The sequence below is a fragment of the Neobacillus niacini genome, from assembly GCF_000759675.1.
Lineage (GTDB): Bacteria > Bacillota > Bacilli > Bacillales > Cytobacillaceae > Neobacillus > Neobacillus niacini_A.
In genome coordinates this window covers 170,427-192,069 of record NZ_BAWM01000046.1, presented here as the reverse complement: position 1 = coordinate 192,069, position 21,643 = coordinate 170,427, and the positions used below count along the sequence as shown (strand labels likewise).

Here is a 21,643-nt window from a genome sequence, read left to right as displayed (position 1 = left end):
AGCGAATGGCTAGTTCTTACTCGACGGGAATTCCACCCGCTATATGATACGACCTAGGCTCGGCCGCACACCTGCTTCGTTAGTGCAATAAAAAAAGAGATCGCCGCAGCCATCCCAATCTTTAACTCTTGCACCCGTTAGTTTAAGTGAAAATCTTCACAATCTTTTTTAACCTTAACAAAATCTAATCCCTTCATTTATAGGGGCATACCAAAAAGACGCCTTCTTACTAAAGAAAAGCGCCCTTTAATGGAACAACGAAAATAGAAACACAAATGAATTTTAGCGTGTTTTTCTTGAACTAACGCTCTCGTACAATTCTTCACAAACCTTGCTGCTAATTTATATCATTACAGGAATGCTGTACTGTTAGTACGAATTTAAGCACGATTAAAAGTTCCCTTTATAAACTCTATAATTACCAGACAGGTCTTAACCTCGATGATAGTTTATCTTCATTTTCTTCATAAACTAATTTTGTTAAATCTTCTTTGAGCATTTGCAGGCGTTCAGCACCTATGTTTTCAATCCAACGTTGCTCAATCTCAGTTAGTATCTTCTCTTTTGCTTTCACTACTAACCAACCTCGTTCGGTCAAAACAATAATTTTCCCTCTCTTATCAGTGGGATGAGCTTTGCGCATTACATAGCCACTTTTCTCAAGATAATCCACCATTTTACTCACAGCCTGCTTTGTAATTCCTAAATATTCGGCTAGTTCTATACCTGTTGCTCCATTGGGAGTGATGCATTTAAACATAAAACCATGTGCAGGTCTAATATCTCCAAATCCCAATTCACTCAATCTGTCATGTAATTCATTAATTGATGTACTAAAGGATAATGATAAAAGTGATGTAAGATCCAATTCACTAAATACTTCATGATTCATACATAAAACCTCCTTAAATAAAGTCAATTAGGTTGACTTTATTTAAAATCCATTGTACTATACACAATGTAGTCAATCAAGTTGACCACAGTTCAATTATAAAAGAAATAGGATTCACCGAAACAAAATTAATACATTATGGATGGTTCTCATGGCTAACATCGTTAAAATTAGAGGAAGTGTATTTGCACCGTATGCTTGGTTGGAACCTATTAAAGATCCTGCAACAGAAAAGATATTCGAATTCACTGGTGATGCACGTGAATTTACACCAAACGCTGTAAACACTATGCGGTCAAGATTAGAGCAAGAAGTGATTATTGATTTTTATAAAAAAGAAATTTTCACATATACAAATGCTTGTATCGTAACTGTAAAAGTTACAAATCCAGATGGTTCTATTGATTATAAAAAAGGAAAAACAAGTACAGAAAATATTGTATGTACTAATGTTGTGTGGGGCACTGATGAAGTTTCTTTTGAAATGAGGGCAAGTGCAAGCAATCCTTTAAATACAGCAGCACCTGCGGCTGATTATTTATTAACTATACATGTTAACAAGAGTGGTGTTGCACAAATTGAAGGTGCACATGATGGGTTCCCCTGCTATGAATTTTATAAACAAACAGATTTTGGTCCATTTGAATTAATATATACACATGATTTCAGAAAAACTGGTGACACTCCAGCAGCGCTAGCTGGGGAAATGGAATACAGTTTTAAAACGACAATCTAGATATAAATACTAAGTAGAAGTTTACAAGCAGCAAATATTAAAGGAAAAGCAATAATTTATACGAAAGAAATTGCGATCTGTTTTGCACAATGGCTCAATATTATTATCTAAAATAAAATTAAAAATCATAGAGGTGTGTCTCATGACTAATATCGTTAAAGTTAGAGCAAGTGTATTTATTCCAATGTCTTGGACTGAATCTAAGAAGGATACTCAAACAGGAAACGTGATTCAATTCGAAGGTGACTCACGTGAATTTACACCATATGCTGTAAACGCTATGCGTTCCAGAATTGAACAAGAAGTAGTTGTAGATTTTTATAAAAAAGAAATCTTCACATATGCGAATACTGGCATAACAACAGAAAGAATCACAACTCCTGATGGTTCCGTTAATAAAAAAACAGGAAAAGCTAGTACGGAAGGTATTTTGTGCACTGATGTTGTATGGAGGTCAGATGACGTCAAATTTCAAATGAGTGCTAGTGCTAGCAACCCATTAAATGTATATGCACCTCCCGTTGATTATCTATTAACTGTACATGTCAAAAAAGATGGTACTATCGATATTCAAGGTGCACATGACGGATTCCCTTGTTATGAATTTTATAAGCAAGTAAACTTTGGTCCGTTTGAAAAGATTCATACACATGACTTCAGAGAAACTGGTGATACAGCTGAAGCTCTAGGTGGAGACATGGAATATAGTTTTAAAAAGATATTGTAAAGACAATAGGATTCCCTTTTTAGTAAATAAATATATAACAACATAAGAGTGAGTAACAGGAGGAAAAGAGAATGACATCAGTTTTATTTGTAAAAGCAAACAATCGCCCCGCAAACCAAGCGGTGAGTGTGAAATTATATGAGGCTTTTTTAGCAAGCTATAAAGAATCCCATCCAAATGATACAGTGGTAGAACTTGATTTATACAAGGAAGAATTGCCATATGTAGGAGTAGATATGATTAACGGTACATTTAAGGCTAGTAGAGGACTTAATTTAACAGCAGAAGAAGCAAAAGCAGTAACTGTTGCTGATAAATATTTAGAACAATTCCTTGCAGCTGATAAAGTTGTGTTTGGATTCCCATTATGGAACTTAACAATTCCGGCTGTACTACACTCATATATTGATTATTTAAACCGCGCAGGCAAAACATTTAAATATACGCCAGAAGGTCCAGTAGGTCTGATTGGAGATAAGAAAATTGTATTATTAAACGCAAGTGGCGGTGTATATTCTGAAGGACCAAAAGCTGAAGTAGAAATGGCTGTTAAATATGTAGCAAGTATGATGAGCTTCTTCGGTGTAAAAAATATAGAGAAAGTAGTGATTGAAGGTCACAATCAATTCCCAGATAAAGCAGAAGAAATTATTGCTGCAGGGCTTGAAAAAGCTGTTAAAGTAGCAAGTACGTTCTAATTAATAAAAAACTTGTCACTCAATATAGCAGTACCAACACTTTTATAGCGGTGGTACTGCTTTTTTATTCTCTTATCTTGCTACATTTGGAGGAGTTAGAACCCAATTGATGTAATAATTCCATTTTAATCTTATAAAACGATAGAAAGAAGTGTTACATTACAATGAAAAGTTGATGGACAAAATATATATAAACTTGATTTCCTTCTTCAACTATTCTGTTCTTTAGCTTAAGTACAATCCTTCAAAATCTCACCAACAAATATCGAATTTTCTTTTAAAATTATCTTCCACAATCTGGCCCGATTGTTGAACAAATATCAATCTGGCATCTTCCACTAAACTGCTTCTTTAGTTGAAGAAGAAAAAAGCCTTACTCCTTATTCAAGTAAAGCTACCCATTACTTTAAGTACAATTCTTCACAATCTACTTCGTAAATCTGACTAAGTAAAGTCGACCCCTTTTTTACAATTTTCTTTACCTTTTACTTCTAAAAGATATTGAAACCCATACAATAAAAATGCCCTAGAAAATATAGAAGAATAAATTGGAAGTTGACTTAATCGAATCAATGTATAATTCTTTTTTTGCAAAACTTGAGATTGGATATGCAAAAATAGCATTTGTAATTAAGTTGTGTAAAATAATATTTAGTTTAGGAGGGTTTGAGGGAAAATGCTCAAACTGTTTTTTATTTATCAGAAATCCAATTTATTAATTTTTCAGCAATAGTTGGATGATTTAAATATCCATATAACTTATGTGGATTACAATGTCCATTATTATCCTTCCAAAAAGTGTAGATTCTTTGAATATCTTCAATATTTTCAATTAGATTTTTATGAAGCATTTGTATGAAGTCATCTTTAATATCACCATCATGTGCAACATAATCATCATTTGCATTAATATTTATCCAGTTAACGATATTTTTGGGATACTTTCCATCCTTGGGCTCATCGGAATCATATAGACTCTCTCTCACACTTAGCTCGCCTAGTGGATTTCCCAAAGTCATCCATAACGGTATTTTCTTGTCCCAAAGTTCCCGATATTCACTCATCCGCGAAAATTTCCATAATACATCATATGCTACAATGCATCCCATACTATGAGATACAAGTGCAATATCATCTCCTGCCAATAGTGCATCCTTCAATTTACATTGTAGTCTTTCCCGTATTTCAGATCCAACAACACGGCTATTCAGATAAGAATCTAAATCAGGCATATTTTTTTCAATTATCCTTTGAGTAATACCCACTGCAGCCATGATGGGACTAACGTATGGAGCCAAATCATCGCCTAATTTTATCTCTTTATCCTTTAGTTGACTATAATCATCTCCTGTATGGTCCTCTAAAGATCTCCTTAGTAGTTTCTTTAAAGACTTATCATATTCGTCATCCGGAACATACCACTTACCATCAATACAAATCATACCTTTTTTTACTTCCGGTTTTTTATCAACCAGTATTCTATTAGATACATCACCATAATAAATGAAAGTTACTTTGACTTTTTCTTCTTCAATGGACTTTGCTACTTTTTTATCAAGTCTTCTTATACCTTCAATAAGCGAGGTTAAAACCAGCCTCTCTTTGACATGAGGTTGAGGTTTTATAGCACGTCCGTGAATAATAATGATATGCTTTTTATTCATGTCTATCGCTCCTAAGTATAATGATTATAGAGGGTTACTAATATAATATTTCTTTTAAGACAGGTAAATAAACATCAATGCGGTCTCTATTAACGAGACTTATCGCGAACGTCCTTCTACGCACTCCCTTAAAACCGTCGTCGTTGTACTCTGGGTCTGATTTCTATTCCCCGTTGACAAGGTCACCGAATCAAAAATAGGGGAAATTGATACTGCAAGCCCTCCAAAAATTAAAGAAATAAAAAAGGCGACGATTCCTATGTATTCTCCTTTGGATATTCATAAAAAAACATAGTATTTCTATGTATGTAAATCTCTTAATTATATAAAGTCTTATTAAACTAAACTGCTTACGTTAGCACAATATGAAAAGCTGTCTAAATGACAGCTTTGATCTTTAAGTCTTGTACCCGTTAGCCATCCATGCAGCAGTAAAATCTTCGCTGCACCACAGAGAATGAAAATATGTTGAACAGTTATCATCACATTAGCTTGTTTTTTAAAAAATTTAAAAAATGTATAACTAGCGGGGTCTACGCTAATAAAGCAAAAACCTACGTTAAGATTGAGACCGATGTTACAAATCCTGAACCTGATGATTTTAAAATTTGTATCGATACTCCAATTGGTCAAGCCTGCATTTCAAACGAGGACTTGATAAGATTAATAGCTACTCTTATTTGATAACAATGCTTGATACTAGGCACATAAGAGATGACTTCGGTACTGTATTGGAGTCATCTTTTCTAGTGCACAATGCTAACATTGAATGCCCCAATTTAAAAGAAGGCTTGTTCTTATTAAAGAATTGAGACCGATTGTTAAACAAAAATTAAACTCCACTCTTCAACTATCCTGCCCTTTAGTGGAAGAACAAAAGGGATCGCGGTAGCAATCCCCTTTTTAACATAAGGCTTAATAACACCTCTGTATATTTAATTAATGTTTCATTAAAAAATTTACCATTTCACTAAATGCTTTTTGTGCTGATTTTTCATTATATTGTGGAGAGTAAGGGTCACTGAATCCGTGTTTTCCGTTAAATTTATGTATTTCGATATTTTCTAAAGTTGAAATTAACTCGTCCACATTAAATGATTTTTCTTCTTGCGGAAAGAATAGCATTGTAGGACATTGTGGTGTTAATTCCACATAATTCCTAATACGTGAACCATAGTATCCAACTACTCCATCGACACATTCTTCGTCACTACACAACCAAGCAACAGTTGCCCCTACACTAAATCCAATGATAAATATTTTTTCGTATTCATCTTTAACATCTGATAATATATCTTTTATTTTATGCATAGCGTAAGCGAATCCAACGTTCTCCATAAAATTACGATAAGCAACTTCCTCTTGAAAATAATCGAAAGGTGTCTCTCGTTCTAATAAATTTGGGCAAATGACATCAAAACTTTGTTTTGATAATAATTCACAAAAACTCTGCATATGTTGGTTAATTCCATAAATTTCGTGTATTACAATGATTAAAGTACCAGACTTTTTGTGTATTTGAATCATTTTGTACCTCCTTGAACAGCTACTCCCATTATTCAAATAAATACCATATTATATCATTTCTAGTTCAATAAGACCCTCGAAATAATGGTACATCAGATAGCATTAAAATTGACAGTCATTTTGGCTTCCTTTTTAATTGTACAATACTTATTGTCCTCTATAAAAAATGTTGTCAATTTTGATGTCAAAACTCATTAAAAGGAGCTAAAATCCTTGGTAAATAATGAAAATGACATATGCTAATTCCTATGTCATTTCTCATGCCATTTATTCAAAAAGCACCTCAAAACGGAATCCTTTTCTCGATAACCTAAGAGCCAGTTTGTGGTTCTTTCTTATTTTTCAATTTTCAACAAACGGGCGTGATATAGCCTAAATTCTCCCACTTGCTTCTGGGTTATCCAAATCAGGATTTATAACAAAGAATGTATTTTCTGCTGAAAGCATCGATTAGTGTCCTAAAATACAGTTGATGATATCTGCCAAATGCTGTTTTATAAAAGGTAATTCAGGTAAATCTTAACTTAAAAATGAACCCACCAATATGACAATTGGTGGGTCGTTTATTGTTTCCTATACCAGTATTTCTTAAATTTTTTCACATTCTTCTAATATCTTCTCTGTCTGTTCGATTAATAAGATCATTTCATTCCAGGAATTTTGCGTATTAAGATCTTGTGAATGGGCTAGATTGTTGCGCAGGGTTTCTAATTTCTTGAAGAAATCCTTACCTTTACTTTTTGATTCAATACCCAAAAGCTCTCTTAAAGGTTGCTCGCTTAATACGATGTCCCTTTTATCACAAAGTTGTAAGCAATCACTTAGTTGAATCGCTTCATTTCTTGATTTTCTTTGTAAAAATAATTCATCTGCCTGTTCGATTCTTTTGGCACTTAAGTGTCTTTTCCAGCTATCTTCTGCAAAAAACTTACTAATGATTCGATATAGATGCATTTCTACCAATGAAATAACTCCAAATAAAAGCATTCGAATCGGTGGTTTCTGGAGATCGGCTAGCGTCACCACTTTGGTAATCCGGTTACCCTCTATAACGAAAAGTCTTTCAGTGTTCTTAAAAATATATAGCGTATGAAGCAGTGGTGTGGAATCCGAAACGAGCTCCGATGGGCTAAAGCTGCGAAAATAATCCTTACACGTTCCGTCGCTCAAATCATCTCTTAGTACATAACCTATAACAATAGTATTCTCTTCGACTCCAATTACGTCATAGTCTTTTAAAACCATTTGGTTTCTAATCTGTAGTGCTTGATCTCTCACATTGCACCTATCTAAAACCTCTGAGATACTGTTAACCGTTATATTTTTTTCAAATAATGAACGAAGATTTTTATATGTACCGACGTTATCACGTTGCTGTACTGGAATAACTCCCATGTGAACCTCCTTTTAATACTTTTCATACTTAGTACAAATTTAGATAAATCTATTCTACCACTTCGTATATGGAGAATATGAAAAATAAAAAACAATCATCTTTCTTAGTTATACATTTGTAAATTTATGGTTTCATAAGAAATGACAAAAAAATCCCTTAGAGTGTTCCGTCTCTAAGGGCAATCTTTACATAGTTAAACCTAGTATCAAATTTTGTGACATTTTCAATTTATTATCGATATCTTAAAATTCCCCTACGAATGTTATATTAAAATTAGGCTTTGTTAAAGAATAATGTTGTTTTTTGACCACTTGTTGATTGGAGTGGAGGGCACGAAGACTCCTGCGGGAGAAGCGAGACAGGCGAGACCCCGCAGACACGCAGTGTCGAGGAGGCTCGGCGGTCGCCCGCGGAAAGCGAAGTGCCCGGAACGGAAATCAACAACTAAGTTTAACAGAGCCTAAAATTAAATAAATTTACACATCAAAATATCATCTACATATTCATTTGAGCTTAATTTAGCTTGCTTTTTTCGTCTGCCTTCTTCTGTGAATCCAAACTTTTTGTATAAATGAATCGCTCTTTCATTATTGGAAAATACCTCTAGAGAAATCTTTTCTACTCTATTATCTTCTTTAGCCCATTCTAAAAGTTCTTTAATTAAGGATCTCCCAATACCTTTATTCGTGAACTTTTCTTGGATACTCATTCCAAAGAGGCCTTGATGACTAAATTTTTTACGTGGGGATAAACGAAAACTAAGTATTCCAATTATATTTCCATCTACTTCAGCAACTAATAATAAACCTTGTTTATCATGGGAGTTTATCCAATCCTTTTCTTCCTCGGTAGTAGTATTAAATTCCTCAAATGTGGTACCCATTACATGAGGATTTTCTGTTAATACAATTTTTGTATGCATAATAATTTGATCAGCATCATCCTCAATTGCTCGACGAATAGTAAAGGTATTAATCATTTAGAGACCCCCAATTTCATAAGTAATTAATCTATTTCATACTAACCTGACTATGTTAGTTTAATAAATTCAACAAACAGAGCATTAATCCTTTTTAAATCAACTCCCTCTCAATCGAAAAAAAAAAGAAACCAAGTTAAAAACTTGATTTCTCTTTTAAAACGGGCCATTATGATATTCTCAGCAAACTACACCGATAGCAACTTTTCCATGAGACAGTTTTCAATCTGTCTGCACAAAAGAGATTATTTAGAGAAACGCGCCAAATACTTTTCTTTTCAACACACTATTTCATTCCATATAATGGTTCCACTATTTTAATTGGCCACGCTATTAACTCGCACGTGTATCTGGTGTCAGGCTATCGATTTTACCGGTATTCCTTTTAACCTTTGTAGTGGACTTCCCAGTGCCCGGTGCTTTTATCATGATAGCTATGATGACCGATACAATACTTAAAACGGCAATCAGCTTAAAGGTAGGAATAACTCCGCCTAATGAAGTGGCAATAAAAGAACCAGAGATGGCACCAATACCGAATCCTTGATAAATAATTCCATAGTTCTTACTTTGATTTTTTAAACCATAGAAATCCGCTACGATGGCTGGAAATACGGTAATATTACCGCCAAAACAAAACGCAATCGCTGCGACACATGCAAAGAACAATCCATAGTTAAGATGGACAAAGCTTAATACTGTAACCGCGGCTGCCGTAACCAGTAATGTACAGGATACCACTCGCAGGCGACCAACTTTATCGGATAATGCTCCAAGAATGATCCGTCCGCTTGTATTAAAGATTGCTACCAATGCCACCGCATTACTTGCTGTTGCAATATCAAGCCCTGCCATTTTAACACCGATGTCCTTCACCATTCCAATTAGAAATAATCCGCTCATACAGCTTGTAAAGAAAATCACAAATAAGAGATATGCTTCCTTCGTTCTCAACATTTCTTTCACGGTGTAATCCTTTTGAATACTGCCATTTTGAACGGTCAACTCACGATCAATTTTTGCTTCCTTCACTAAAAATGATCCACCCACGATCATAACTAAGACGATTAATCCCCAATAAAAGAATGCTTGGGTAACCCCGACCGATTCGATTAATGACCCATTAATGAACTTGAATAACAAACTGCCTGTACCGTATGCTCCAACCGAAATGCCAGAAATTAATCCTTTTCGTTCCGGAAACCATTTAATTAAATTTGATAATGAAGTGATATAGGCAGTACCATCCGCTGCACCCACAATGACACCTGCCAGAATATATAGCATCCACAGGGAAGATACTTGGGAGCTAATGATTAATCCGGCTCCAAGCACAATGCCAGCACCTGTAAGTAGACGGCGTATACCCCATTTATCTTGCAGCTTGCCGGCTACCAACGTGGATAATGCCAAGGCTAAGCTGGTAATAGAAAAAGTCAAAGAAACGGAATTAAGCTCCCAGCCAAAATGGTCTACCAAGGGCTGGTTAAAAAGACTCCAAGTATAAATAGTACCTAATCCCATTTGTACGATGATGGTCCCTACAACGATCAACCATCGACGATCCAAGGTTGTTTTCATTATATTCTCCTCTTTTCTTTCAATTAAAATGATCATTTTATCATGAGTAATTTTTAATTATCCTGTTCACGTGATCATAATACCATTGAAAAAAGAGGAAGAAATCGTTTTCAGAATGAAATGCTTATTATTCGGAATGAATGGAGATTATAGCTGCATAATTTGTCGAAACTCTTTCACCTTACTTCTGCTTACAGGGATTTCAGCGATAAGATCTTTTAGTCGCAACACGTAGGTTTGATTAAACCATGGGACAATTTCGCGAATTTTCGTTATGTTAACCGAGTAAGATCGGTGACAGCGATAGAACATGTCCTCTGGTAGATGATTATGAAATTCCGTTATACTCATCTGCATCGTATACACTTCATTCTGTGTATAAACCAATGTCACCTTTTCACTTGCTTCCGCATAATAAATGTCATTTGCATCTGTTACGATAATTTTGTCGTTCTTCTTTAAATTGATTCGGTTAGAAGCCTTTGCATGGGCCTTCTCTTCCTGACCCCTTGCATTCTGGTTTCTTTCTGGGATTAAAACCTCAGTGTAATCTCGTTTATAAGCAGATTCAAGTCTGTTTAACATCGCTGCAATCCGCTTTTCATCATAGGGCTTTAGGACATAGTCAAAGGCCTCAAGCGCAAATGCTTCTACCGCATGTTCTTTATAGGCTGTGGTAAAGACAATAAACGGTCTTTTGGAAAATTTGCTAATGGTACTAGCCAAGAGCATACCATTAAGGGATGGAATATTAATATCCAAAAAGATGACATCTGTTTCTTGCTCTTGCAGAAATTTCAACACATCTAAGCCATCATCAAAGAAATGAGTCACTTCGATTTCACTATAGGCTTCAATTAAATACTCCAATTCTTCTCGAGCTGGAATTTCATCTTCCACAATGATCGCTTTCATAGATTCTCCTTTTCAATTTCAAAAAAAACTTCTGTTCCAGGTGACAATCGGTGAATCACCAGGCCATTCCCATATATCAGTTTCACTCGTTGATGAACATTATACAAGCCAATTTTGTTCGCGGGCACGGTATCATGCTGCAAATGGTAGATAACATCTTCACTGATCCCTGCACCTGTATCCTTGACGGTGACTCTTACTTTTTCTCCCAAATCCTTAACTGAAATGGAAACAACTCCAGGACCTTTATTCTTTAAGATGCCATGAACAATAGCATTCTCTACTAAAGGCTGAATGAGAAGGCTTGGAATGTTTACATTTACTTCATCAACATCATATTCTACAGTGAGACGGTTTCCGAAACGGGCTTTTTCAATTTCCACATAATCGCGGACCTGCTCCAATTCTTTATGGATGTCAATGAATTGATCACTTATCTCTAAATTGTAACGCATATAACCAGATAGATTGATAATCAACTCACGTGCCTTTTCCGGATTCTTTCGTGTCGTGGAGGCAATAGCATTGAGGGCATTAAACAAAAAGTGCGGATTGATCTTTGTTTGAAGTGCCTTCAGCTCTGCCTTATTCGCTGCTTCCTTCATCTGTTCAATTCGGGAAACCTCCATTAGAGTAGAAATAATCTGCGATAGGCCAATTGCCATCGTTTGAAGCGAATATGTCATCTTATTGGCTTTGAGATAGTAGATTTTTAGTGTTCCCGTTACCTCTCCATGTTCCTCAAAAGGGACAATCAGCAGAGAGTGAATTTGAGGCGTATGGTGATCGGCAATTTGATTTCGAATGATCGACTTCCCGGTTCGAACCGCTTCTTTCGTCAAATCACTAATGATTTCCTGACCCGTCACATATCGCTCTTCGCCGATGCCAACATAGGCGAGCACTTTATGATTATCTGTAATGGCCACAGCATCGGCCTTAATTTCATTTTTAATAATCCTGCAAATCTTCCTTAATGAATCTGAATTAATGGAGCGAAAATAAGGCAGTGTCTTATTGGCGATATCTAATGCTAACTTGGCTTGTCGTGCCGCTATCCTTTCCTTTTCCCCCTCAACACTCATGACGAGCAAGACAATCAGTCCTATGTTAACCTCTCCTACAATCATAGGAAAGGCAATTTTCGAAACGATATCCAAACCGAGTGAAAATGGTTCTGACATGGCAAGAATCAACAGCATGGTCAATACTTCACAAAGCATTCCAGCCATGATTCCATAGATCCATCGTAACGACCTTTTCACCTTACGATTAATATAACCTGAAACAATACCGGCAATAATACTGGTAAATAAGCATGGGATCGATGTGACTCCGCCAATATCAATCAAATAGCGATGGATGCCTGAGACGACACCTGAAATAATCCCCACCCAAGGACCAAACAAAATACCTCCCGAAACAACAGCGATAATTCTGGTATTCACCAGTGATCCTTCGACATTAATCCCAGAATAGGTACCAAAAATAGCAAATAAGCAAAACATAAGGATAATCACAAGCCGCTCTATGAGAGAATGTTGATCTTTTTGAAGGGATTCCTTAAATCTCGGAATCCTAATCATAAAAAATAGGCAAATCAACAGCAAAGCAGCTCGTTCAAACAAATGGATCAGCATTTCTAATGATGTATTCATCGAAAAATCCCTTTCAATTTAACCATAGATGATGGACGTTTTATAGGAAAAGTCTGCTTTTTAATGTTATTTGAGTTAGAAACTGTTAAACATTAACTGTATTATTTTAATCAAAAAATAGCGGTAAGTAAAATAGATGCACGTTTACACCTTAGATAACTGGTGAGAAATCTGGAAAAGTATTTATCTGATGCAGAAATGTATGTAATACCTAGAGGCTAATGAGGCTTCGGATGGAAGAGACATTTTATTTATTTTTATCAATTATAAACATTGTTTCACCTCATAGATTTAATAAATCTCTAAGACATTTCGCATGCAACCAAGCCAAATTGCAAGGTGTGATTAAGGTTATTTATATATTCAATAATTCTTCTTATGTATTTGTCTTTTGCATACTTATCTGTACCATATAAATCTATAATCACTTCTACGAGTTGTGGAGGATCTATTAGTTGAGCTAATCTCTATTTTTTATGTGTAAGCATTCTTTTGAATATACGTCTCCTAATTTAAGTAGTTAAGAAAATATAAAAATAAAAAACGCAGAGGATTATCCAGTTCTCAAGATAATCTTTGCGCTTTATTTCTTAATCAAATGATTATTTACTTATTTTTTGGATTGCTTTCCAAAATTCTTTCGCTACTACTTGATATCCTTCTATGTTCATGTGAATATCAGCCGGATTCGGAAGATATTCTTTCTCGTGTTTTTCTATCACTTTTGCGGTAGACACTAAAATATCGTTGTCATAATTGCAACGCTTTGGATCGTTTGATTGGTCAATGCCTTTGCATTGATATTCTACTCCGAGCCAATAACCAATTCTTGTTAGACCGATTTATTCTGTTGAAGCCTGCGGTTCCGACAATTTCTCTATAGAATAAAAAAACTGTATTCATACTTTTATTCTCGGCGTAACTTATTAAACTACTTAGTTTTTTATAAATATTTTCTAACTGGATGGAATAGGCATGTCCAATGGATAAATTTGGTTCTATTTTGGTTATTGGATCCATACCAGTCTTGGAAGATTCTGCTTCTGCCAACATTGCTGCGAAATTTTTAATTTTGGTAATCAAATAGCCCATCCATTTCCTAATAAAAATCAAACTTTAAAAAAATAAGCTCTTTTTTCACCATACCTTTGCACTTGAAGGAAAAGTCCCATTTGATAAGCAGCTTTTTGAGAACAATATTTACATTTGCGCCGTAAAACCGCTTTTTGTATATGTGGTGTGGGTAAGTATCTTAATCCATATTTAACATGTCTTTTGCACAAGAAAAACATTGTTCCTCCACCTCACCTATTCATTTTTTTACTAACTACTTTTAAAAAGATTCATGCTTCTAAAATCGGATGCATGAATCTTTTTCTATTACAATATTGAATAACAAGGAAAATTTTGGAGCATTATGGAACAAAAACTCTAAAAGTTACTTTTCAGATTTATTAAATTGTTCTTCAATTTTCCCTTTTGATGCAAACTGAGGGCTTGGTTTTCCACCCCATCTGTCAAGTGTCCATGGACCAGGCTCAAGCAAACGGGCATCCCTTGCATTTTCTTCTGGAAATTCTTCCATACCGAAACTGTATTCTAGCGTCATACCATCTGGATCAAGGAAGTAGAAAAATATACTTTCCGAAGGCTCATGACGGCCTGGACCAAAAGCAATTGGAACATCTCCATTTAAAATCCGATTCCTTGAAATACCTATATCATCAATGTCTTGTACCATGAAATTTACATGATGCAATTTATTTTCAGTACTTTTTATTAAGGCAAAAGAATGGTGAAACTTATTTGGGAAACAGCGCATCCATGCATTTTCACCTAAATGATCGGAAACAATAAAGTTTAATTTTTCCACAAAGAATTTTAAGGTGCTCTCTACATCGACACAATTTAGAACCACATGTCCCAAACGTTGAATCTTTGTATGTGTAGGTACAAAATCTTTAATCATATGCATCATTTTGCTGTAAAACTCTAATTCAAGACCTGTGTTTGGCTCGACAATTCGGAAGGATCTGCCTTGTTTTAACTCAGCGGATTCAGCGGCAGACACCTCTCGTGGATTTAATCCATTTTTCACAAATTCGTTATAAGCTAATTCTAATTGTTTATCATTCTCAAGTTGAAAACCTACTCGTTTAATACCTGATGCCATAGATGGATATAAGATGACATTATGATGGTCATTGCTGCATCGTAAAAACGAAATCCCCTTTTCGTTCGTCCCTACATGCTGTAATCCTACCGTTTCTTTGTAAAATTTTGTTGATTTATGAATATCACTAACATTCAAAGCAACATAACCTATTTTTTTGTATCGAAACATTTTTAAAACCTCCTAATTCTCTATAGTATGATGCTTACTTTCCCATGCGGACGTAAACTATCCAGTTTAAGAATGACCTTTTTTTCTTTAATCTTTAATTCCTCGTTCTCTTCGACCAGAGTATATTCTGAAACACCAACAAAGCAGTCAAGGGTTTCACGTTTTGTCCTGTAAGTAGAAAAATTACATCTCGCCTTAATTCCATCAGGATCCTGATCCACTATTCTGACATTATGAATGTTTCTTAATGTCGTAGAATGTGGATATTCAACATGCGCCTCTTTTTTTAATAATCTCTTTGCCCTTTGGTCTAAACGAGCGCGGTCGTCATTTACATAGAACAAAGAATGATTGACATTTGCCTCAGGGTTCCCGATTGGTGGAATTAGGTACACACCTTCTGAAGAAAACAAAGCTGCCCATTCCTCAAGTTTCCATTCATCAAGGAGCTCGGCTTCATGGTATAAAAAATCTTCAATTTCCTGACGACTGATATTCATATTCTAACCCCCATCGCATTCTCAACCATTAATTCATTCCATCTGCGCCAAAAGGCACGCATTTGTTCCTCGTCATTGGATAACGGCTGTTCTCGGTTCATTCCTTTGGAAATATCATTCCATTCTACTTCCTTATTATTTTCGAAACCTTCTTGGCAAAGCTCGAGTGCTTCATTATCATCTGGTGTGGCAAAACCGCCTGGGCCAAGGAATTCAAGGAAATTATCGTTCCTTCTCTGCCTGAATGTTTCACTTTCATCCTTACGTGCCAACGCATAACCTGTTACTTCCATATAATCCGACGAGATTGGATAGAAAGTTCTAATTGTAATGGCCATAATGTCATTTATTATGAGATTCGGGAAGATTAATAGATTTCGATTATAGCTGGAAATCCTTTCTGCTCTTTCTTCTCCAAACTTTTCTATTAACATCTTTTTTGTCTCTTCAATTTCTTTTTTGCCGTCTTCACCCCATGCAGGAATCCAACGTGCTACCGGTCTACCCCAAGGTGCCGTATATTCAACAACAGCATGGCCATTTCCCAAGTCAATACCTACTCCTTGAAGGTTATCCTTGGATAATTCACCGCCACGAGTAGCGACAATGTCAAAATATGTTTTATGTGTTGGCATGCCATGGTAGGAATCCACACTATTCTCAGCTAATAGCTTCCAATTTGCCCGAACACTGTATTCCTGCGGATCCTCTAAGATTTCCATTCCTACATCAGACTGATCTGCTACAAGTTCAATATATTCTTTTGCGTTTCCTAAATACTCTTCAAGAGAAATTGCATTTGTATCAAAATTGACAAAAACGAAACCACGAAATGCCTCAAGGCGTGACACCTCTTTTAAATTTTTGGAACCGTCACAATTAAAATCTTCCGGAAATCCATCTCTCCCTGGCATTCCGACCAATTCCCCGTGATTATTGAAGCTCCATGCATGATAGAAGCAGCGGAATACTTTTGAATTTCCTTTATTTTCACGGCAAACTAAGGCACCTCGATGCGGACATGAATTATACAGAACTCTAATTTCTCCATCATTTCCCCGGGTGAATAATAAATTCCGACCCCCTACTTTTTTCCTTTTAAAATCTCCATTTTTAGGCAATTCTGATTTGTGTCCGATAAATAACCAGCATTTGCTGAAAATCTCTTCACGTTCCACTTCCAAGATTTCTTGATCTATAAACACCTTTCTGTTAACCGAAAATTCCGACTTTAATTTATCCTCGAGTACATACCTTTTCATCTAAGTTCCCCCTTGTATTATTCGATTACGTTAAAGTTATTGATCCCAAACAACTGAAGAGCATTCTTGTATTTGATGGCATTTATCATTTCGGGACTTATTTTCAATTGGTCAATCCAATGGCCTGGAAATTGCTCTCGAATGATAAAAGGATAATCTGAGCCTATCATTAACTGGCTTGCACCAAAGAGATCGATTAAATATTTCAAGGTCTTCCCATCATAAACTAAGGTGTCATAATACATCATCTTTGCATATTCACTTGGACGCTTGGGACAAATCTGTCTAATTTCATCCATCATTTCCCAACCGTAGTTTAATCTCGGAAGCAATGTTGAAAAATTTCCTCCACCATGACTAAGAATGATCTTCAGTTTAGGAAATTTCTCTAATATTCCGCTCGTTATAAGTGAAGCAGCTGCAAGAGCGTTTTCGGTCGGAAAGCCAATCAAAGCCGATAATGATGGCGGTCCAACGATTCGGTCATTCCCTATAGGATGAAGGGGATGAATAAAAATGGTGATCCCTTCCGCTTCTGCTTCAGCAAAGAATGGAGTAAAATAAGGATCGCCAATCGATCTGCCGTTGATGTTCGTTCCGACTTCGACCCCTTTCAGGCCAAATTCATTTTTGAGGTTTTTTATTTCCTTTGCAGCCATCTCAGGATCCTGTAGAGGCAGCATTCCCAAACCCAAAAATCGATCAGGATTTGATTCGATGAATTCTGATAACTGGTTGTTAATATAACGAGAGAAATCAAGTGTATCCTCTGCTTTGAACCAATAGGATAGCAGTTCAGGCATGGGTGACAACACATGGACGGAAACGCTTTCATAATCCATATCACTTAATCTGCGTTGGGGACTCCAACACTGATCTGTTATTGTTCTAAAGTTCTTTCCTGAAATCATCACATGTTTATGATTCGCTTTCCCACAAACACAATTTGTGATTGGCCACTTGTCACCACCTAGACGATCTGCCATCACAGGCAAATGTTGTGGAACAAAATGAGTATGAACATCTATTATCAAATGTGTTATAACCTCCTGTGTTATATTCATTTTTTAAAGCATTGTGCTTCCGCCATTAACACTAATAACCTGACCTGTAATAAATTTTGCTTTGTCAGTTGCCAGAAACCATACAGATTCAGCAATCTCTTCTTCATATGCTCCTCTGCCCTTTGGGATAATCCCAATATATTTTTCTGCTAATTCTGGGTCTTTTTTTCTTATATTCTCCAGAGCTTCTGATTCAACCGCAGGGGGAGCAATGGTATTGACTGTGATATCATATTCCGCAAATTCTCTTGCCAGCCCTGAAGTTAATGCATGAACCCCTCCCTTTGCAGCATTATAAGCTGCATGGTCCCATAAGCCATTGCGGACAGAATCAGCGCCAATATTGATAATCCTTCCATAATTTTGGCTGACCATATGGGGTAGTACCTTGTGAGAAGACCAGATTGCCGTCCATAAGTTTCGATTAATAGTGGTCTCAAGTGTTTTAGTCGTATGTTCTAGGAAAGGAAGAATCACGCCTCCACCAGCATTATTTACGAGAATATCAATTCTCTCCCACTTTTTTTTCGTTTTATCTACCATTTCCACTACGTTTTCTTCCTTGGAGAGATCGCCAACATAATATTCTACCTGTGCCCCAGATTGTTCAGCTATTTCATTAGCTGAGTTCTTTGTAAGGTCTTCTTCTATACCTGTTATCATTACATTGGCACCTTCATTTGAAAGCTTTAGGGCAATGGTTTTGCCAATACCGCGTGATGAGCCAGTAACGATTGCAACTTTTCCCCTCAGTGAGATCTGTTTTGATTGTTTTGTCATGGTTAAAATCACCTCTTTTGTCCCTAAAACATTGGATATTTTTGTAGAATTCTATTGATGGACAACTGCATTACGAAGGAAAAAATTTTCACAAAGCTGAGAGAACTCATCCTTTTTCTCAATTTGGGTCCAATGTCCACAGTTAGAGAAAACATGCAGCTCGGAGTTTGGCAATATCTCTAATAACCTTAGACTTGTTTCCTTATAGGGAACCACAATGTCATTTTTACCATGAATCAATAGCACCTGATGTTGAATTTGCTTAATCTCATCCGCTGGCAAAGCTAATGCATCGAGTTTAGGCTGCCTCGGTTCTGTAAACATTTTTGAAAAAGCTTCTTGAAGCCCCGGTTGTATACTCGCTTCATAGCGCAGCTTTGCCAATTCATCTGTTGCGAATTCTTGGTTGTAAGCAAAAATTTCTAACAGTCTTTTCATATTTGCGATACTCGGCTCATAGCCCCAAACCTTGTCTAAACCGTATGTAACTGGGAATTTAATGCCCGCTGCTCCCATTAACACCATTTTCCCGACTAGGTCCGGTCTTTTCTTTGCAATATGAAGTGCCAATGCTCCTCCAAGAGAGTTTCCTATTATATGAACCTTGCCCTTCCCAATCTTTTCTATAAAGCCAATTAAATGCTGCGTCCAAGTTTCCACTCCATATTCCATATTTTCTGGTCTATCAGTATAACCAAATCCAACAATATCAGGAGAGAATACATGGAAGTTTTTTGATAGCTTAGGGATGATAAGTCTCCAGTTTGCCCAAGCCGTAACTCCTGGTCCTGACCCATGAATTAATAGGACAGGTTCACCTTGGCCACTCTCATGATAATGAGTATTAATACCTTTAACGTCTAAATACTTTGCATTTGCATCCATTGCCAACACTCCTTCTAAAAAGTAGTTTCAATCAATCCATAAAGATGAAAGGGTTTTCGAAAAATCACAAAAAGAAAACTTTTTCTGGTATTCTATTACTAGATTCATGAATAGTAAGAGAAACTTCCTTGATTGAAACTTAATAATCTTTTGTTACCTTTATGATAAAACCTAAACCTACTTAAATCTAATTGAAAAAACATTAGTTTTAAGTGAGTTTTCAAAATATTTTTTATATTAAGTATTAAATTAATGGATTTGGGGTGATGGTTTTGGATACAATCCAACTTGAAACTTTTCTTAAAATTATTGAACATAAAAATTTTTCCAAAGCGGCCGAAATTTTAAATGTAACGCAGCCAACAGTAACTGCCCGAATAAAAAAATTAGAGGAAGAATTATGTTGTACCTTATTTGAGCGCGAAGGAAAAAACGCAACCCTCACGAAAGAAGGTGAGATTTTTATTGAGTATGCCACCAGTATACTCACGTATATGGATCATTCAAAAGAAGCCACCAGTTCATCAAATTACCCTAGAATAAGAGTAGGAATCGCCCCTGGTTTTTCATATTCTTTCATATCGGAATTAATATCTTCTATTATTTCTATTGATAAATTAGATGTTTCTATTTTTGAAGGAGAGGATTCTGGCCGTCTTAATGAACAATTGGTTACTGGTGAATTTGATTTAGTGCTTACACGAAATTTTTATACAAATAAATCAGATTTTATCTCGGAGCATTTGTTTGACGATAAAATAGTTTTGATATGTGGGGAAAACCATCGGTTAGCCCATCAAAAAATTGTCAAACCAGCTGACCTGCAAGGAGAAACACTTATCTGCTATCAGCGGCATACCCCGCTTTGGACTGCAATTGAACAACAGCTGGTAGGCATCTCAGGCATTAAGCGAATTGAAGTAGGCAATAACGAAATGCTGAAAAGTGTAGTGGGAAGCGGAATAGGCGTTGGCATTACTACTTCACTTGGCGTTAATGATGTTGAAACAAATAAATTAATCGTTAAAGATATTAAGGGCATTGAAAATATACCAAACAAAGTTTATGTTCAATACAGAAAAAATTCGCTTATAGAACAACCTGTTAAAAAGATCATCTATTCAATTATCAACCACGAATTAGGTAAATAAGTTGTATCTACGTTATAAGGGTGACCGAAAATTTCATTAAACAACTTAAGGGAAAAAATTCCACTTTTGTATACGGTATACAAGTTTTAGGTTGGGGTCCTAACGGAAAAAGCACATCTCATAATGAAATGCGCAATTCATCAACCTTGTTATGTGGGGAGTACTTCAAAGAATTCAACACGGTTGCGTCCATTTGTTTTAGATTTGTATAGCGCCTTGTCTGCATCTTCCAGTACCTGAGTGATTTCATCTTCTACATTTCCGGTGGCAAGACCAATGCTGATTGTAACTTGATTGGACACTGGGGAAAAAGTATGAGGAATCTTCATTTCTATAGGGGCTGCTCACTTATTTTAAACCTTTCTTTTTCCGCTCGAGGATGAACTTCAAAATAGGATTGTTCTTAGATGTAAAAAGTTGTCAATACTAATTTTTCATTTTGTACATTTTCATATATTTCGGTTATAATAATTATAAGTTCTAAATAAATTTAAAAAGACCGAACATGCTGTAACATGTCCGGTCCAACAATAGACGGTTCCCTCTAAGGGAGTCGGCTTTTAGGGAAAATAATCCACCTGATCCATTCCACTCAAGGGTGGATTATTTTTTTGATTTAAATGACAGTATGGTTACGATTAAACTGGCAAAACCAATCGCAAACATTAATGATTCAAACACTGTCATCCAGCATCACCCCCTTTCTGTTCGGGAGTGTGCCGACCACCCTTGAGAAATCCTATTCTATTGCACTACTAGTATATCATATTCCTCTCTTTTATACGAACGTACATTCTTATTTTTTCTTTTTATTTTTGTGAATTAAATGATCTACCTAATCACTTAGAAATTTGCCCATATTATTAAATGCTGTAGCCAAAGAA

The 21,643-nt window shown here is 35.9% G+C and carries 19 protein-coding genes; 4 read left to right on the top strand and 15 right to left on the bottom strand.

Annotated elements, in window-relative coordinates:
- Positions 1–418 precede the first annotated feature (418 nt).
- Positions 419–892, bottom strand: a complete 474-nt coding sequence (locus TR08_RS18675; protein ID WP_045520713.1) for a MarR family winged helix-turn-helix transcriptional regulator — start codon at positions 890–892, stop codon at positions 419–421.
- A gap of 151 nt (positions 893–1,043) precedes the next feature.
- Between TR08_RS18675 and TR08_RS18670 the strand changes: the two genes are divergently transcribed.
- From TR08_RS18670 to TR08_RS18660, 3 genes are all read left to right on the top strand, one after another.
- On the top strand, positions 1,044–1,628 hold the full coding sequence (locus tag TR08_RS18670) for a DUF3238 domain-containing protein (RefSeq protein WP_045520711.1): 585 nt from the start codon (positions 1,044–1,046) through the stop codon (positions 1,626–1,628).
- A gap of 142 nt (positions 1,629–1,770) precedes the next feature.
- A complete protein-coding gene (locus tag TR08_RS18665; protein WP_045520709.1) occupies positions 1,771–2,355 on the top strand; it encodes a DUF3238 domain-containing protein in 585 nt (194 codons plus the stop codon).
- Positions 2,356–2,426: 71 nt separating this feature from the next.
- Positions 2,427–3,053, top strand: a complete 627-nt coding sequence (locus TR08_RS18660) for an FMN-dependent NADH-azoreductase (protein WP_045520707.1) — start codon at positions 2,427–2,429, stop codon at positions 3,051–3,053.
- A gap of 692 nt (positions 3,054–3,745) precedes the next feature.
- Here the strand turns inward: TR08_RS18660 and TR08_RS18655 are convergent.
- The 13 genes from TR08_RS18655 to TR08_RS18580 form a co-directional block, all read right to left on the bottom strand.
- The gene (locus TR08_RS18655) at positions 3,746–4,717 is read right to left on the bottom strand and encodes a hypothetical protein (protein ID WP_045520705.1); all 972 of its coding nucleotides are present in this window, start codon (positions 4,715–4,717) and stop codon (positions 3,746–3,748) included.
- A gap of 939 nt (positions 4,718–5,656) precedes the next feature.
- Entirely contained in the window at positions 5,657–6,244 is a 588-nt protein-coding gene (locus TR08_RS18645) for a dienelactone hydrolase family protein (protein WP_045520702.1), read from the bottom strand.
- 588 nt (positions 6,245–6,832) lie between these two features.
- The gene (locus TR08_RS18640; protein WP_045520700.1) at positions 6,833–7,639 is read right to left on the bottom strand and encodes a hypothetical protein; all 807 of its coding nucleotides are present in this window, start codon (positions 7,637–7,639) and stop codon (positions 6,833–6,835) included.
- A 467-nt stretch (positions 7,640–8,106) separates the two neighbouring features.
- Positions 8,107–8,619, bottom strand: coding sequence for a GNAT family N-acetyltransferase (locus TR08_RS18635; protein WP_045520698.1), 513 nt, complete (start codon positions 8,617–8,619; stop codon positions 8,107–8,109).
- A 333-nt stretch (positions 8,620–8,952) separates the two neighbouring features.
- Positions 8,953–10,200, bottom strand: coding sequence for an L-lactate MFS transporter (locus TR08_RS18630; RefSeq protein WP_045520697.1), 1,248 nt, complete (start codon positions 10,198–10,200; stop codon positions 8,953–8,955).
- A gap of 147 nt (positions 10,201–10,347) precedes the next feature.
- Complete coding sequence (locus tag TR08_RS18625; protein WP_045520695.1) at positions 10,348–11,115, bottom strand: LytR/AlgR family response regulator transcription factor; 768 nt, start codon at positions 11,113–11,115, stop codon at positions 10,348–10,350.
- Positions 11,112–12,773: a sensor histidine kinase gene (locus TR08_RS18620; protein WP_045520693.1), complete on the bottom strand. Its 1,662-nt coding sequence runs from the start codon at positions 12,771–12,773 to the stop codon at positions 11,112–11,114. The genes TR08_RS18625 and TR08_RS18620 overlap by 4 nt, the downstream gene beginning before the upstream one ends.
- A gap of 1,438 nt (positions 12,774–14,211) precedes the next feature.
- Entirely contained in the window at positions 14,212–15,117 is a 906-nt protein-coding gene (locus tag TR08_RS18605) for a VOC family protein (protein ID WP_045520688.1), read from the bottom strand.
- Between the two features lie 20 nt (positions 15,118–15,137).
- On the bottom strand, positions 15,138–15,617 hold the full coding sequence (locus TR08_RS18600; RefSeq protein WP_045520686.1) for an aromatic-ring-hydroxylating dioxygenase subunit beta: 480 nt from the start codon (positions 15,615–15,617) through the stop codon (positions 15,138–15,140).
- Positions 15,614–16,879: an aromatic ring-hydroxylating oxygenase subunit alpha gene (locus TR08_RS18595; protein ID WP_045520684.1), complete on the bottom strand. Its 1,266-nt coding sequence runs from the start codon at positions 16,877–16,879 to the stop codon at positions 15,614–15,616. Before TR08_RS18595 ends, TR08_RS18600 begins: the two co-directional genes overlap by 4 nt.
- Positions 16,880–16,896: 17 nt before the next feature.
- Positions 16,897–17,913, bottom strand: coding sequence for an amidohydrolase family protein (locus tag TR08_RS18590; protein WP_052427524.1), 1,017 nt, complete (start codon positions 17,911–17,913; stop codon positions 16,897–16,899).
- A 33-nt stretch (positions 17,914–17,946) separates the two neighbouring features.
- The gene (locus tag TR08_RS18585) at positions 17,947–18,723 is read right to left on the bottom strand and encodes an SDR family NAD(P)-dependent oxidoreductase (RefSeq protein WP_052427523.1); all 777 of its coding nucleotides are present in this window, start codon (positions 18,721–18,723) and stop codon (positions 17,947–17,949) included.
- A 51-nt stretch (positions 18,724–18,774) separates the two neighbouring features.
- Entirely contained in the window at positions 18,775–19,608 is an 834-nt protein-coding gene (locus TR08_RS18580; protein ID WP_045520680.1) for an alpha/beta fold hydrolase, read from the bottom strand.
- 272 nt (positions 19,609–19,880) lie between these two features.
- Here TR08_RS18580 and TR08_RS18575 point away from each other — a divergent pair, with 272 nt between their 5' ends.
- Positions 19,881–20,759 carry a LysR family transcriptional regulator gene (locus TR08_RS18575; RefSeq protein ID WP_045520678.1) on the top strand — a complete coding sequence of 293 codons (879 nt, stop codon included), beginning with the start codon at positions 19,881–19,883 and terminating at the stop codon, positions 20,757–20,759.
- A 149-nt stretch (positions 20,760–20,908) separates the two neighbouring features.
- On the opposite strand, the gene TR08_RS18570 is transcribed toward TR08_RS18575, so the two are convergent.
- Complete coding sequence (locus tag TR08_RS18570) at positions 20,909–21,088, bottom strand: diguanylate cyclase domain-containing protein (RefSeq protein WP_045520676.1); 180 nt, start codon at positions 21,086–21,088, stop codon at positions 20,909–20,911.
- Positions 21,089–21,643 lie beyond the last annotated feature (555 nt).